This window comes from Planomonospora sp. ID82291, from assembly GCF_015711645.1.
Taxonomy (GTDB): domain Bacteria; phylum Actinomycetota; class Actinomycetes; order Streptosporangiales; family Streptosporangiaceae; genus Planomonospora.
The window spans coordinates 1-14,798 of record NZ_JABTEX010000001.1 but is presented as its reverse complement, the minus strand read 5'-3'; the positions used below and the strand labels follow the sequence as shown (position 1 = coordinate 14,798).

General features: G+C 74.2%; 16 protein-coding genes. 3 read left to right on the top strand and 13 right to left on the bottom strand.

The window, feature by feature from the left end:
* Window positions 1–17: 17 nt before the first annotated feature.
* The gene (locus HS045_RS00080) at window positions 18–431 is read left to right on the top strand and encodes an SRPBCC family protein (protein WP_196449135.1); all 414 of its coding nucleotides are present in this window, start codon (window positions 18–20) and stop codon (window positions 429–431) included.
* A gap of 166 nt (window positions 432–597) precedes the next feature.
* Here HS045_RS00080 and HS045_RS00075 read toward each other — a convergent pair whose 3' ends face one another.
* Complete coding sequence (locus tag HS045_RS00075) at window positions 598–2,901, bottom strand: excinuclease ABC subunit UvrA (RefSeq protein WP_196449134.1); 2,304 nt, start codon at window positions 2,899–2,901, stop codon at window positions 598–600.
* Window positions 2,902–3,022: 121 nt separating this feature from the next.
* Here HS045_RS00075 and HS045_RS00070 point away from each other — a divergent pair, with 121 nt between their 5' ends.
* Entirely contained in the window at window positions 3,023–3,763 is a 741-nt protein-coding gene (locus HS045_RS00070; RefSeq protein ID WP_196449133.1) for a MerR family transcriptional regulator, read from the top strand.
* Between the two features lie 135 nt (window positions 3,764–3,898).
* A complete protein-coding gene (locus HS045_RS00065; protein WP_307827325.1) occupies window positions 3,899–4,558 on the top strand; it encodes an HAD family hydrolase in 660 nt (219 codons plus the stop codon).
* Window positions 4,559–4,610: 52 nt separating this feature from the next.
* On the opposite strand, the gene HS045_RS00060 is transcribed toward HS045_RS00065, so the two are convergent.
* The 12 genes from HS045_RS00060 to HS045_RS00005 form a co-directional block, all read right to left on the bottom strand.
* Entirely contained in the window at window positions 4,611–4,895 is a 285-nt protein-coding gene (locus tag HS045_RS00060; RefSeq protein ID WP_230883368.1) for a DUF5709 domain-containing protein, read from the bottom strand.
* A 94-nt stretch (window positions 4,896–4,989) separates the two neighbouring features.
* On the bottom strand, window positions 4,990–6,528 hold the full coding sequence (locus tag HS045_RS00055) for a gamma-glutamyltransferase family protein (RefSeq protein WP_196449131.1): 1,539 nt from the start codon (window positions 6,526–6,528) through the stop codon (window positions 4,990–4,992).
* Between the two features lie 142 nt (window positions 6,529–6,670).
* Complete coding sequence (locus HS045_RS00050) at window positions 6,671–7,291, bottom strand: pentapeptide repeat-containing protein (RefSeq protein WP_196449130.1); 621 nt, start codon at window positions 7,289–7,291, stop codon at window positions 6,671–6,673.
* A gap of 134 nt (window positions 7,292–7,425) precedes the next feature.
* Window positions 7,426–7,812, bottom strand: coding sequence for a VOC family protein (locus tag HS045_RS00045; protein ID WP_196449129.1), 387 nt, complete (start codon window positions 7,810–7,812; stop codon window positions 7,426–7,428).
* A complete protein-coding gene (locus HS045_RS00040) occupies window positions 7,797–8,096 on the bottom strand; it encodes a helix-turn-helix transcriptional regulator (RefSeq protein WP_196449128.1) in 300 nt (99 codons plus the stop codon). The genes HS045_RS00045 and HS045_RS00040 overlap by 16 nt, the downstream gene beginning before the upstream one ends.
* Before the next feature lie 188 nt (window positions 8,097–8,284).
* Window positions 8,285–9,439 carry a PAS domain S-box protein gene (locus tag HS045_RS00035; RefSeq protein WP_196449127.1) on the bottom strand — a complete coding sequence of 385 codons (1,155 nt, stop codon included), beginning with the start codon at window positions 9,437–9,439 and terminating at the stop codon, window positions 8,285–8,287.
* A complete protein-coding gene (locus tag HS045_RS00030) occupies window positions 9,436–10,671 on the bottom strand; it encodes a SpoIIE family protein phosphatase (RefSeq protein WP_196449126.1) in 1,236 nt (411 codons plus the stop codon). The genes HS045_RS00035 and HS045_RS00030 overlap by 4 nt, the downstream gene beginning before the upstream one ends.
* Window positions 10,659–11,084, bottom strand: a complete 426-nt coding sequence (locus tag HS045_RS00025) for an ATP-binding protein (protein WP_196450959.1) — start codon at window positions 11,082–11,084, stop codon at window positions 10,659–10,661. The genes HS045_RS00030 and HS045_RS00025 overlap by 13 nt, the downstream gene beginning before the upstream one ends.
* Window positions 11,074–11,442 carry an STAS domain-containing protein gene (locus HS045_RS00020; protein ID WP_196449125.1) on the bottom strand — a complete coding sequence of 123 codons (369 nt, stop codon included), beginning with the start codon at window positions 11,440–11,442 and terminating at the stop codon, window positions 11,074–11,076. The genes HS045_RS00025 and HS045_RS00020 overlap by 11 nt, the downstream gene beginning before the upstream one ends.
* A complete protein-coding gene (locus tag HS045_RS00015) occupies window positions 11,439–12,617 on the bottom strand; it encodes a PAS domain S-box protein (RefSeq protein ID WP_196449124.1) in 1,179 nt (392 codons plus the stop codon). Before HS045_RS00015 ends, HS045_RS00020 begins: the two co-directional genes overlap by 4 nt.
* A gap of 339 nt (window positions 12,618–12,956) precedes the next feature.
* Entirely contained in the window at window positions 12,957–14,156 is a 1,200-nt protein-coding gene (locus tag HS045_RS00010) for an amidohydrolase family protein (RefSeq protein WP_196449123.1), read from the bottom strand.
* Window positions 14,157–14,296: 140 nt separating this feature from the next.
* The gene (locus HS045_RS00005) at window positions 14,297–14,692 is read right to left on the bottom strand and encodes a hypothetical protein (RefSeq protein ID WP_196449122.1); all 396 of its coding nucleotides are present in this window, start codon (window positions 14,690–14,692) and stop codon (window positions 14,297–14,299) included.
* Between the last annotated feature and the right edge of the window lie 106 nt (window positions 14,693–14,798).

Here is a 14,798-nt window from a genome sequence, read left to right as displayed (position 1 = left end):
AAGGAGTTCCCGGCGTCATGGCCTCCATCCGCCACGAGATCGTCATCGACGCGTCCCCCGAACACATCTGGGACGTGCTGCGCGACGTCGGAGCCGTGCACGAGCGCCTGCTGCCGGGCCGCGTCACGGACACCCGGCTGGAGGACGGCCAGCGGTTCCTGACCTTTCCCGACGGCCACGTCGTCCGCGAGCTGATCGTCGCGATCGACGACGACTCCCGCCGCCTGGCGTACTCCGTCGTCGAAGGCGCGAGGCCCCCGCTCGAACACCACCACGCCTCGTTCGAAGTCCTCCCGGAGGGCGACCGGGCGGGCCGGTTGATCTGGACCACCGACGTGCTGCCGCACGCGCGGGCCGCCGAGATCCGGGGGCGCATGGAGTACGGCGCGTCGGAGATGAAGGAGGCGATCGAGGCCGCCGCGCGCGGCTGAGCCGCCGGGTCCTCTTCCGCCCGCGCCGCCCGCGGAAGAGGACCGTCTGCCACGCCCGGCGGCTGAGGCGCCCGGCGTCCCGGACGGGGCGCCCGGCCTCCGGGCGCCCCCGCGGGAGGCGGCTCCGGCCGCGCGGCTGCGGGACCGGGACCGCCGGAGCCGGACCCTACGGCCGCCCGACGTACTCGCGCAGGTGGACCGCGGTCAGGGAGTCGCCGGTGCCGACGAGTTCGGCGGGGGTGCCGGAGAAGACCACCTGGCCGCCGTCGTGACCGGCGCCCGGGCCGATGTCGATGATCCAGTCGGCGTGCGCCATCACCGCCTGGTGGTGCTCGATGACGATGACCGTGTTGCCGTCGTCGACCAGCCGGTCCAGCAGGCCCAGCAGGTGGTCGACGTCGGCCAGGTGTAGTCCGGTCGTCGGCTCGTCCAGGACGTACGTGGTGCCGTTCCTGGCCATGTTGACGGCCAGCTTCAGGCGCTGCCGCTCGCCCCCGGACAGGGTGGTGAGCGGCTGGCCCAGGCCCAGGTAGCCCAGGCCCACCGCGGCCAGGCGGTCGAGGATGACCCGCGCGGGGCCGGTGGTGAAGAACTCGGCCGCCTCGGCGACCGGCATCTCCAGCACCTCGCTGATGTTCTTGCCGCGCAGCGTGTACGACAGCACCTCGGAGGTGAACCGCCTGCCCTCGCACTCCTCGCACACCGTCGCCACCCCGGCCATCATCGCCAGGTCGGTGTAGATGAGGCCGATGCCCTTGCAGGCCGGGCAGGCGCCCTCGGAGTTGGCGCTGAACAGGGCCGGCTTGACCTTGTTGGCCTTGGCGAAGGCCGTGCGGATCGGGTCGAGCAGGCCGGTGTAGGTCGCCGGGTTGCTCCGGCGCGAGCCGCGGATCGGCGACTGGTCGGCCACCACCACGCCCTCCCGGCCGGAGACGTAGCCGTGGATGAGCGAGCTCTTGCCGGACCCGGCGACCCCGGTGACGACGGTCAGCACGCCGAGCGGGACGTCGACGTCGACGTCGCGCAGGTTGTGCAGCGTGGCGCCCCTGATCGGCAGGTGCCCGGCGGGCCGCCGGAAGGTCTCGCGCAGCCCGACCCGGTGGTCGAGGTAGCGGCCGGTCAGGCTGCCGGAGGCGCGCAGCCCCGCCAGGTCGCCGGTGTAGCAGAGCCGGCCGCCCGCGGCGCCGGCGCCGGGGCCGAGGTCGACCACGTGGTCGGCGATGGCGATCATCTCCGGTTTGTGCTCGACGACGAGCACGGTGTTGCCCTTGTCGCGCAGCTGCAGCAGCAGGCCGTTCATCCGCTGGATGTCGTGCGGGTGCAGACCGGCGGTGGGCTCGTCGAAGACGTAGGTGACGTCGGTCAGGCTGGAGTTGAGGTGCCGGACCATCTTCACCCGCTGGGCCTCGCCGCCCGAGAGCGTGCCGGACTCCCGGTCCAGGCTCAGGTAGCCCAGGCCGATCTCCACCAGCGAGTCCAGCGTCGAGCGCAGGCTCTCCAGGACCGGCTTGATGGCGGGGTCGCTGATCTTCCGGACGAACTCGGCCAGGTCGCTGATCTGCATCGCCGCGCAGTCGGCGATGCCGAGGCCCTCGATCTTCGCCGAGCGCGCCGCCTCGTTCAGGCGCGTGCCGCCGCAGTCGGGGCAGCCGGTGAGCTTGACCGCGCGGTCGGCGAACTCGCGCATCTGCCCCTTCATCGACTCGCGGTCCTTGCCGAGGTACTGCCGCCGCACCCGGACGGCGAGCCCCTCGTAGGTGAGGTTGCTGGAGCCGACCTTCACCTTGGTGTTCGGCCGGTGCAGGAAGTCCTCCCACTGCTGCGGGGTGAAGTCCTTCAACTTGACCGCCGGGTCGTAGAAGCCCGAGTTCGCCATCACCTGCCAGTACCAGGTGTCCACCCCGAACCCGGGCACCTTGATCGCGCCCTCGTTCAGCGAGAGCTCCCGGTCGACCAGCTCGTCGACGTCGAGGTCGGTGACCATGCCGAGTCCCTCGCAGGCCGGGCACATGCCCTGCGGGGTGTTGAAGCTGAAGGCGTAGGCCGGGCCGACGTGCGGGACGCCGATCCGGCTGAACACGATCCGCAGCATCGTGTAGGTGTCGGTGGCGGTGCCCACGGTCGATCGGGCGTTGGCCCCCATCCGCTCCTGGTCGACGATGATCGCCGCGCTCAGGTTGTGCAGCGCGTCCACGTCGGGCCGGTTGAGGTTCGGCATGAAGCCCTGGACGAACGCCGTGTAGGTCTCGTTGATCAGCCGCCGGGACTCCGCGGCGATGGTGTCGAAGACGAGGGAGGACTTGCCGGAGCCGGAGACCCCGGTGAAGACGGTGAGCCGTCGCTTGGGGATGTCGAGGGAGACGCCGGTGAGATTGTTCTCCCGGGCACCACGGACCTGGATGAGGTCGTGGCTGTCCGCGGCGAGGTGAGAGGTCAGGTCTGACGTGTTACCGCTGTTGCCGACAGTCATGCCTTCAAGTCTCTCATTCAAGTCCCAGTGAAGACTTTTCGCAGAATTCTACGTCTATAATCGGGATTCTGACGGAGAACCTTAAACTTCCCTGTAACCCTCCTGAGGAAAGGGCGGACGCGTGGACCGTGCGGGACCGGGGCTGCGCCCCATCGACCTGGCGCGGGCGGCGGGCGTCTCGACCCAGCAGATCCGCAACTACGCGGCGGCGGGTGTCCTGCCCCCGGTGCCCCGGACCGCCTCCGGCTACCGCAGGTTCGACACCCGGCACCTGCGGGCCCTGCTCGCCTACCGGGCGCTGGCCGGGGGGCACGGTCCGGACGCCGCCCAGTCGATCATGCAGGCCGTGCACGCCGGGGACGTGCCGCTGGCCCTCCGGCTCATCGACGCCGGCCACGCCGCGCTGCACGAGCAGCGCCTCTCCCTGCAGGCGACGGGCGAGGCGCTGGAGACGGTCGCGGGGCAGACGCCGGAGGCTCCGGAGACGCCGCGGTCCGGCCTGCGCGTCGGGGAGGTGGCCGCCCGTCTCGGGGTGCGCCCGTCCGCACTGCGCCTGTGGGAGTCCGCCGGCCTGCTGGCCCCGAAGCGCGAGCCCGGAACCGGGTACCGCCGCTTCGGCCCGGCCGACATCCGGGACGCGCGGATGATCGGCATGCTCCGCCGCAGCCGCTATCCCCTGGAGCAGATCCGGTCCGTCCTCGACGGCCTGCGCCGCAACGGCAGCAGCGACGCGCTCCGCGCCGCCGTCGCGCAGCGCCAGGAGGAGCTGACGCGGCGCGCGGCGGCCATGCTGGAGGGCTCCAGCCACCTGCACCGCTACCTCACCCCCGAAGAGCCGGACGGAGGGAGGGCGCGGCGCTGACCGGGCGCCCCTCGGACGCGGCTCCGGCGGGAGCGCCCGCGGATCCCGCGGCGGGCGGGACAGACCTTAGGATGCGGTGGGCCCGGCCGAAGGGGCACTTAAAGGGCATCGAAGGGCATCGAGGGGGAGACCGCCGTGATCCGGACGCTGGTGTTCGACGTCGGGGAGACGCTGATCGACGAGACGCGGATCTGGTCGCGCTGGGCGGACCGGCTCGGCGTCACCCGGTTCACGATGCTCGGCGTGCTGGGCGGCATGGCGGCCCTCGACCGCTCCTTCACCGAGGCCTTCGAACTGCTGCGGCCCGGCTTCGACCTGGAGGCCGAGCAGGAGGCCTGGAAGCGGGAGGACCCCGCGGGGCTGCGGGTGAACTTCGACGCGGCCGACCTCTACCCGGACGTACGGCCGGGCCTGGCCGCGCTGCGCGGCCTCGGCTACGAGCTGATCATCGCGGGGAACCAGCCGCCGCAGGCCTATGATGCGCTGATCGCGATGGACCTGCCGGTGGACGCCGTCCACACCTCCGACGGCTGGGGCGTGTCCAAACCCGATCCGGCGTTCTTCGCCCAGGTCGTCGCGGTCTCCGGCCGGGAACCGGCGGAGATCCTCTACGTGGGCGACCGGCTCGACAACGACGTCCGCCCGGCGCGGAAGGCGGGCATGCGCACCGCGCTGATCCGCCGCGGTCCCTGGGGCCACCTGCACGCCGCCCGCCCGGAGGCGGCCGACGCCGACCACGTCGTCGACGGCTTCGCCGACCTGGTGGCCGCCCTGTCAGCGGGCCCGCCGCGCTGACGGACCGGGGCGCGGAGCCCCGCGGCCGGGACGCGGACCCGCCGGAGGCGGTTCAGCGGTACGGCTCGATGCGGATCGCGCGTTCTTCGGCCGACAGGTCGCCGTCGTCGCGGCCGACGTCGGTGGCGTACGCCTGGGAGGTCTCGTCCGGCCGGGTTTCCTCGTCGGGCGCGATCAGGCGGTTGCCGTCGCGCGGCGTCCGCCCGTGGTCGGGGGCCTCCCGCCGGAGGCGCTCGTCCAGGCTGTCCCGATGCCGGGGGTCGTCCTCGACGATCCGGTGGTTGAGGCCCAGGTCGCTGGTCGCCTGCTCGACTTCGAGCGCCTGCTCGTCGCTCATCCCGAAACGGTCCGGGGGTGATTGGCTCATACCGGGGCACTACCCCCGGAAGGGATGAGGAATCACCGGACGCCTCCCGTCCCGGGCGTCCCGGTCAGAGACCGGCGGCGGCCCCGATGACGGAGCGCGGATCGGCCGCCCCCGCCAGCACCCCGGAGGGCAGTACGTCGATCAGGTGGGCGTGGCCGAACGCGGAGCCGTACGGCAGCGCCGCGACCGCATGGCCGCGCTCCGCCAGGCCCCCGCCCCACGGGCCGCCCTCCTCCACCTCGACCACGACCTCGTCGGGGGCGGTCCAGGTGTCGAAGCCGGTGCCGCCGGTGCCCAGCCGCCAGCGCGGGGCGCCCACGGCCTCGCCGGGCTCCCGGCCGTGCAGGAGCAGGCGGGTCAGGAGCTGGAGCACGATCTGCGGCTGCCCGTCGCCGCCCATGGTGCCGGCGACCGAGCGCAGCGACCCGTCCGGCCGGGTGACCAGGGCCGGGAGCAGCGTGTGCGGGGGACGCCGCCCGGGGCCGTACTCGGCGGGATGGCCCGGGACGAGCGAGAAGCCGATGCCCCGGTTGTGCAGGTTGATCCCGGTCCGGGGTTCGAAGAGCAGGCTGCCGAACCCGGCGGCGTTGGACTGGATCAGCGAGACGCCCATGCCGTCGCCGTCCACCGCGCACAGGTAGGTGGTGTCGCCGGGCGCGGTAAGGCCGCGCAGCGCGCTCCGCCGGTCCCGGTCGACCAGCGCCCGGCGCCCGGCGGCCGACTCCAGGACCGCGTCGACGCGGGCGCCGTCGAACAGCAGCTCCGGCCGGTCGTGCCCGGCGGCCCGCGACGCCTCGACGAGCAGGTGCGCCCAGAGCGGATCGGCGGGGTCGGCGGGCAGGTCGAGGCCCTCGGCGACGGCGAGCGCGAGCAGCAGCAGGTAGCCCTGGGAGTTGGGCGGCATCGTCCACACGTCGTGGCCGAAGACCCGGGTGCGCAGCGGCCCGACCCACTCCGCACCCGGACGGGCCAGGTCGTCCTCGGTGTACTCCCCGGAGCCGAGGCCGAGCAGCCCCTCGCCGAACTCGCCGAGGTAGAACCCGTCCCGGCCGCCGGTCAGCGCCTTCAGCGCCCGCGCCACCCCCGGCCGCCGGATCAGGTCGCCGGCCGAGCGGGCGGCGGCGAAGTCCTCGCAGAGCGGGCCGACCGTCGCCAGGCCGGGCACCAGCAGCGGCGAGGCGGGGAACCCGTCCTCGGCGTACCCGATCGCGGGGGCGAGCACCTCGTCCAGGGGCAGCCTGCCGTACCGGGCGTGCAGGGCCAGCCAGCCGTCCGCGCAGCCGGGCACCGGAGCGGACCGCACGTCGTGGTGGAACGGCATGCGCTCGTGCCCCTCGGCGCGCAGGCGCTCCGGATCGGCGCCCGACCCGGCCCGCCCGGAGGCGTTGAGCGCCGCGGGGACCGGGGACCCGTCGTGCACGAGCGCGAACAGGTCGCCGCCCAGCCCGCACAGGTGCGGCGCGGTGACCGCCAGCACGGCGTTCGCCGCGACGGCCGCGTCGGCCGCCGACCCTCCCCGCTCCAGCATCGCGACCCCGGCCCTCGACGCCAGGTGATCGACCGTGCAGACCATTGCGGACCGTGCGTATCGGGTGTTGCGCATGTCCCTGAGCGTACGGGGGAGCCGTCCGGCCCGGGTCACCGGGAACGCCTTTCCCGCCGGACGGCCGCGGCCGGGCCCGGCGGGGACGCCCGCCGGGCCGCAGAGGCGGTCGGCCGGGAGGGGGCGGGGGCCGACCGGGCGGTCAGTCGGAGCGGACCTCCAGGCCGAGCAGGCCGGCGATCATGACCGCCTGGCGGACGTCGATCACCGCGTCCTTCAGTTTGACGGTGAGCGGGTCCACCGACGACAGGTCGCTCCCGCGCAGGTCGCAGCGGGACAGGTCGGCGTTGTGCAGCCAGGCGCCGGACAGGTCGATCCGCTGGAGCGTGGCGCCCTCGCACCGGGCGCCGGTGAGGTCGGCCTCGCGCATCCGCACGTCGGTGAAGGAGGCGCCGCCGAGGGCCGCCCCCGGCAGCCCGGCGAACGACCAGTCCCCGCCGGAGACCTTCAGCAGGTCGAAGGTGCAGTCGCTGAACACGCTGCCCACGAACTTGCAGGCCGTGAAGGCGGCGTCGAAGAACGTGCACCGGGTGAAGGTGCAGTTCAGGAAGGCCGTCCCGGTGTGGACCGAGGCGTTGAACCGCACGTCGCGGAAGGAGCACTCGGAGAAGACGGCCCCCCGGCTGGTGGCCTCGGTCATGTCCACGTCGACGAAGGCGACCTGTTCGTGGGTCTGGCCCGACAGGTCCTCGCTGTCCCAGTCCGCCGACCGGACGGTGGTGCGGGTCTCGGGCGCGGGCACGCCGTGCTTGCGTTCAGCCATGGGGGGATCCAAGCAGACGGGTACGACGGAACCACGGGGGATCCGAGCGGGCGGGTACGACGGAACCACGGGGGATCCGAGCAGACGGGTACGACGGGAGGCCGCGCGCCGTGACACCCGGAGCCGGCCGGCCGTCAGCCCTGGGAGGCGATCTGGATCAGGTTGCCGCAGGTGTCGTCGAACACGGCGGTCGTCACCGGCCCCATCTCCGCGGGCTCCTGGGTGAACCGCACGCCGAGCCCCCGGAGCCGGTCGAACTCCTTGTGCACGTCGTCCACGGCGAACGAGGTGAAGGGGATGCCGTCGGCGACGAGCGCCTCCTTGAACGGCCCGACGGCGGGGTGCTCGCCGGGTTCGAGCACCAGCTCCACGCCGTCCGGCTCGTCGGAGGAGACCACGGTCAGCCAGCGGAACGCGCCGAGCGGGATCTCGGTCTTCTTCACGAAGCCGAGCACCTCGGTGTAGAAGCGCAGGGCCTTGTCCTGGTCGTCGACGAAGACGCTGGTCAGGTTGATTCGCACGGGTCCTCCTGGGAATCGGTGCCCAGCCACCGGTCGGTGAGGTTCCGGAGCGGCCGGGTGTCGAGGTGGTGGAACTTGTAGCGGCCCTCGCGCCGTGTCTCGACCAGGCCCGCGGCCTCCAGCACGTCGAGGTGCTGTGAGACCGCCTGCCGCGACGAGGAGAGTCGGTGCCTGGCGGCCAGCCGCGAGCAGATCTCGAACAGGGTCTGCCCGTTCCGCTCGGCGAGCTCGTCGAGGATCGCCCTGCGCGTGGGGTCGGCGAGCGCTTTGAAGACGTCTCCCACGCCCCGAGTATAGGCAAGCTTTTCCTTGCATATCAATGCTCGCACGGGGGAACCGGCGGACGGGTTCCCGGAAGCGAGCGGAAGAGGAGGTCGCTGGAACGTTCCAGCCGCCCGGTCCGGCGCCGTCCCCGCGCGGATCGGCCGGAGCGGGCGGTCACCGGAGTGGGGCGGTCACCCGAGCGGGGCGGTCACCCGAGCGGGACCCGCCACTCGATCCGGGTCCCGCCGCCGGGCGGGCCGACCGCCTCGAAGGACCCGTCCAGCGCCCTGGCCCGCTCGCCCATGTTGCCCAGCCCGCTGCTGCGGGTCGTCTCGCCGAGGCCGCGCCCGTTGTCGGTGACCCGCAGCACCAGGTCGTCCCCGGCGCTCAGCAGCACCTCGGCGCTCGTGGCGCGGGCGTGGCGGACGATGTTGGACAGCGCCTCCCGCAGGACGGCCAGCAGCTGGACCGCGACCTCGTCGGGGACGGCGGAGTCGATGGGCCCGTCGAAGGCGACCGAGGGCGAGAAGCCGAGCCGGTCGGCCGCCTCGGCCGTCAGCTGGAGGATCGCCGCCCGCAGCGTGGTCTCCTGCTGCGGGAGGCGCTGCAGGTTGAAGATCGCGGTACGGAGTTCGTGGATCGTGACGTCGAGCTCGCCGATGACCTTCCGCAGGCGGTCCTCCGCCTGGGGGTTCTTGATCATGCCCGCGGTGGCCTGCAGGGCCAGCCCGGCGCCGAAGATCCGCTGGATCACCATGTCGTGCAGGTCGCGGGCGATCCGCTCCCGGTCGCTCATCACCTCCTGCTGGGCGCGCGCGGCCGCCAGCTCGGTCTCCAGCCGGAGCCGGTCGGTGATGTCGCGGGCCACCACGGAGAAACCGGTGGGCGCGCCGCCGGGGTCGCCCATGGGGGAGACGGCGACGGCGGCGTCGAACAGGCGGCCGTCGCCGCGGCGCAGCCGGGTGTCGTAGCTCCTGGCCTGGGCGGTGGACCGGACCCGCTCCAGCACCTCGCCGAACGGGTGCAGCGACGACTCGGGGACCAGCATCTCCGCGGACCGCCCCACGGCCTCGGCCGCGCCGTACCCGAACAGCCGCTCCGCGCTCGGGTTCCAGGTCTGGATCTCCCCGTGCACGGTCATCGAGAACATGGCGTCGTCGGAGAACTGGACGATCGCGGCGAGCCGGGCCTCGGCCTGGCGGGCGTTCTCCAGCTCGGCGTGGAGCGCGATGAGCCCCCGGCTCGTCGCCTCGAGTTCGGCGTCCAGGTCGGCGACCTGCTGGCGGCAGGCCGCGAGTTCGGCCTCCCGCCGGGCGAGCGCGGCGAGGGCCTCGGCGGGTTCCTCGGGATGTCCTGCTGTCACGATCCACCACTCTGCGGGTTGTCGCCGGGGTCGTCATCCCCCTGCGTGTCCTGTACGGCGGGCTCCCGGACGTCCCGTACGACGAGCACGGTCGAGTCGTCGCCGTCGCGCCCGTGGTCGCGCTGGAGGACGGCGGCGACGACCGCGGGGTCCCGCTCCAGCAGCCCGGGATAGGCCAGCGGATCGCAGCGGCTCGTGATCCCGTCGGACGTCACGACCAGTACGGCGCCGGGCCCCCAGACGTGGGCGGAGACCCGGGTCCGGGGCGGGGCGAGCTGGACGCCCAGGGTCCCGTGGTGGGACAGCAGGCCGTGGCTCCTGCGCGGGGTCTCCCCGGCGGGCAGCAGTCGCCCGGCGATGTTGCCGATCCCCGCGAAGCTCAGCGCGTCCGGCCCGATCGCGCAGACGCCGATCACCCCGCCGCGGGTGCCGCGCATGGCCTCGTGCGCGCGCCGTACGAGGCCGTCGAGGCCGGTCGCGGGGGGGCGGCCGGGTGCCGCCGGGTGCTCCAGCGCCGCGACGGCGGCCCGCGACGCCTCGGCGGCGGCCGGCCCGTGGCCCAGCCCGTCGGCGACGAGGACGGTCAGGTGCCCGTCGGCGGCGACCGCCCAGGCGTCCCCGGACTCGCCGGCGCCGCCGAGCGGGACGTTCACCCCGCCCCAGCGCCAGGTTCCGGCGGCGGTGGGCGCGCACGGGCCGATCCGGACCAGTACGGCCGTCCCGCCGGGGCCCGAGTAGCAGTCGAAGGCCGAGGCGCGGCGCCGTACCGCGCCGAGTCCCACACCGAGTCCCCCACCCGGGGCGGCGCCGAGTCCCGTGCCGGGTCCCGCGCCCGGGGCGGCGCCGAGTCCCGTGCCGAGTCCCCCACCGGGCCCCGCTCCCGGTCCCGGGCCGGATCCCCAGGCGGGCCGGCCGCCGGACGGCTGCGGGCCCGGCCCCCCGTCGAGGCCGGGCACCGCCCAGCGGGGCACGCCCGGCAGGACGCCGCCGGGCCCGCGGTCGACCGCGAGGAGTTCGAGGCCTTCTCCCGAGGGCCGGTGCAGCACGTACCCGCCGGCTCTCGCGTGCCGCAGCACGTTCGTGGCGAGCTCGGTCACCACCAGCTCCGCCTCGCCCTCGCGCAGGCAGGGCAGCCGCCGGGCCGTCGCGGCGACCGCCCGGCGCACCGCGCCGACGTCCTCCTCGGCGGCGATCACGTGGCGCTGGTGCTCCGCCTGGGTCAGCGCGCCCACTTCACGATCACCACCGTCGTCCCGGCCCCCTTGGCCGAGGTGATCGTCAGCTCGTCGGTGAGTCGCCGGGCGCCGGGTAGGCCGAGGCCCAGGCTGCGGCCCGTGCTGAATCCGTCGGTGAGCGCCAGCTCGACGTCGTCGATCCCGGGACCGGAGTCGGAGAAGGCGGCCCGGACGCCGCGCCGCCCGTTCGCCCGCACCTGCTCGACGTGGAGCGTGCCGCGGGAGCCGGTGGCGTAGGTCACGATGTTGCGGGCGAGCTCGCTGCCGGCGGTGATGAGCTTCGTCTGGTCGACGAGACCGAGCCCGGCCTCCAGCGCCTGCGCGCGCAGCACCTGGCGCACGTGGATGAGGTCGGCCCCCGCGGCGATCGTCACGACCACCGGGTCCGTGCCGGTGAGCTCAGGCGCCATGGTCACGCAACCGCGCCAGCAGGGCCATGCCCTGCTCGGCGTTGAGGGCGGTGTGCAGATGGCCCATGGGCACACCGAGCTCGACCAGGGTGATGGCCACCGCGGGCTGGATCCCGACGACGGCCGCCTGCGACCCGAGCAGCCGGATCATCGCGACGACGCGGGTGAGGACCCGGGCGATGAACGAGTCGACCACGGCCAGCCCGCTGACGTCGATCAGGGTCCCCGTCGTACGCGTCCGGGCGACCTCCCGGGAGAGCTGCTCCTCGACCCGGAGCACGGCCTCGTCGTCGAGGTCGCCCTGGAGGCTGACCAGCAGCGTCTCCCCGATCCGCATGATCGGGACGATCTCGCTCATATCACTCCCTGTCCCCGGGTCGTCGCGGCCCCCATGACCGTCGTGGCGGCGCTGCGCGCCGCCCCCGCCTGGTCGGAGACGATCTGCAGCGCCAGTTGCAGCGCGTCACGCAGCGTGTTGCGGCTGCGCAGCCGGCCGATGTCGATGCCCAGGTGCACCATCGCCTGGGCCGTCTCCGGCCGCACGCCGCTCAGGATGCTCGTCGCCCCCATCAGCGTGGCCGCCTGGACCGTCTTGAGGAGGTGCTGGGCCACCTGGGTGTCGATGGTGGGGACGCCGCTGATGTCCAGGATGATCACCTCGGCCTGGTTCTCGGAGATCTTCTCCAGCAGGCTCTCGGTCAGCCGGGCGGCGCGCATGGAGTCGAGGGTGCCGATGATGGGCAGCGCCAGCACCTTGTCCCAGACCTGGATCACGGGGGTGGACAGCTCCATGATCTCGTCGCGCTGGCGCTGGAGCCGCAGCTCCTGCTCGCGGCGCTCGGTGACGTCGCGGATCGCCGCGGACACGAGCGTGCCCTTCTCGGTCTCCAGGGGGCTGAGGCTGATCTCGACGGGGAACTCGGTGCCGTCGCGGCGCAGGCCGGTCAGCTGCAGGCCGACCCCCATGGGGCGGGCCTGCGGGTGGGTGAAGAAGGTGTCGCGGTAGAGGGGGTGCCGGTCGCGGAAGCGCTCCGGCACCAGGACCTCGACCGGGCGGCCGACCAGTTCCTCCCGCGTGTGGCCGAACAACTGCTCGGTCTGGCGGTTGACCAGGACGATGAGGCCGTCGGAGTCCACGATCACCATGGAGTCGGGCGCCGCCTCCAGCAGGCCGCGGAACATCGCGTCGGCCTGGCGGCGGTCCGTCACGTCGCGGGTGACCTTGACGAAGCCGGCGGGCGCCCCGTCCTCGTCGCGGACCGAGGTGATGATCACGCTCGCCCAGAACCGGGTGCCGTCCTTGCGGACCCGCCAGCCCTCGGTCTCGAACCGGCCCGTCTCGAGGGCCGCGGCCAGGGCGTGCCCGGCGAGGCCCGCGTCCCGGTCCTCCTCGGTGTGGAACATCGAGATGGGCTGTCCGAGGACCTCCTCGGCGGTGTAGCCCCGAAGGCCCTGCGCGCCCCGGTTCCAGCCGACGATCCGGCCGTCGGTGTCCAGGGTGACGATCTCGTAGTCGACGATGGAGTCGAGCACCGTCTGGAGATCCTTCAGGCGCTGGCCAGGGTCCTGTCCATCGGCCGGCGGCACACCCATAAAAACCTCCCATACCCAACGATTTCCGCCACTTTACCGTCAGCGCCGTCCGGAAATCGATCGGTGAACAGGGCCGGGAGCGGTCCGGTGGCCGTCCGGAACCCGTCCGGAACCTGTCCGGCGGGTGGAGCGGCTGAGCCGGGCGGGGAGCGTGCGGACGGTCCGGCGGGTGGAGCGGCTGAGCCGGGCGGGGAGCGTGCGGACGGTCCGGCGGGTGGAGCGGCTGAGCCGGGCCGGGAGCCGGGAGCGGTCCGGCGGGCGGCCGGGCCGCTCCGCGGGTCACCCGGTCGCGCTGTCCTCCGCCCCGCCCGGCGCCGTACCGCCCCGGCCGGCGGCCCTCCCGGGGACGGCACGGCGCCAGGCGGGGCGACCGGCGGTGAACGTGGCCACGCACCGGCCCGGCCCCTCGTGGAGCAGGGCGGTGCAGGCGGTCTCCGCGTCGGCGTCCACGTCGAACACGGCGAAGTCGGCGCGGCAGCCCGGCTCCAGACGGCCCAGCCGGCCGGGCCCCTCGTCCAGTCCGAGGGCCCTGGCGCCGCCGATGGTCAGGGCCTCGACCAGGAGGCGGTCCGTTCCGGGATCGCGGGCGAACCCGCGGGCGAACCCGCGGGCGAGCGCCAGCGGGTCCCCGCCCGTCCGGGTGCCGACGGCGATCGCGTTCCGCCCGTCCAGCATCTCCTGGGCGGCGAACGGCGAGGTGACGGCGGCCGTCGTGCCGCGGACGCGCAGCAGCTTGCGGTCGGCCTCGTCGAGCGGGCCGGAGAGCACCACGTGGGATCCGGCGCCGAGCACGCCCGCCTCCTCCAGGAACGCGACGCCGCGGTGGCCGAGCTCGACCAGGAGCCGGAGCCCGAACGTCCGGGACAGGACCGCCAGATCCTCCATGACCAGGGGGTCGGGGGAGTGCGCGGCGATGCCGACGAGCCCGGGGTGGTCCACCTCGTGGATCGCCGCGATGAGCCGGTCGCGTCCGCCGGCCTCCCAGCGGCCCTCGCTCGCGCACCGCGTCTCCAGGTAGGTCACGCCCCCCAGGCCGGCCCGGACGGCCGCGGAGGCGAGGTCCGGACCGGTCTCCGGGCGCGGGCCCGCCTCGGGGCGCGGGCCCGCCTCGGGGCGCGGGGCGCCGCCGGAACCGGTGTCCGGGTGCGCCGCGCCGTCCGCATCGGCGACGACGCCGGCGATCGCGGTGACGCCGTGGGCGAGCACCGAGCCGAGCGCCGGGCCGAGCCGGGGGCCGAGCCGGACGTGCGCGTCGACGAGGCCTGGAACGATCATTCCCGGCCAGCGCACGGGATCGCGGGCGGGATAGAGGGCCTCGATCCGCGCACGCGGGCCGACCCGGAGCACCCGGCCCGCACGGACGGCCAGGGCGCCGTCGGCGATCGGCGGCCCCGAGACGGGCAGGAGGAGCGGGGCGGTGTGCACGCTGACGGACCGGAGCGCGCCCGTGCCGACGCTCCGATCGGCGCGCGCAGGCATGTCACCCCCAGTGATCGTCCCTTTTAAGAGGTTACAGGGTACGATCCGGATTTTCCGCTTCCATGGATGTCTCTCCCTATATAAGGGATCATCGACATATAAATCGGCACGCGAGGGACCGGGGGACCGGCGGGGCCCGCTCAGCCCAGCATCACGCCCAGGAACAGCGCCGCCAGCGCGGACAGGCCGCTGAGCGCGCCGAAGGCGGCCAGGGCGCCCCGCGTCTTCGCGCGCGCGTGCAGGAAGGCGGCGACGCCGGAGACGACCACGACGGCCACCTTCACCTCCAGGGTGCGGCGGTAGGCGGGGTCGTCGCCGATCCCGTCGAGCAGGTTCCACACGCCGGTGGCGAGCAGGACCGCGTAGGCCGGCCAGGCCACCCGGTCGAACGCGCGGGCGGCGGCCTTGGTCACCCCCTCACCGGCCGCGCGCAGCGCCGGGACGAGGAAGGCGAGGGTCAGCTGGCCGCCGACCCAGACGGCGGCGGCCAGCACGTGGAGGAAGACACGCAGGGTGTCCAGCGATACGGAGAGCACGCGGCCACCGTAGTGGCCGCGCCTCCCGGTCCCGGCGCGGGGGCCGCGCCGCGCCGGGACCGGGGCGGCGCGGCGGCGGGGGCGCGGAGCGGCGGGGACGGGACGG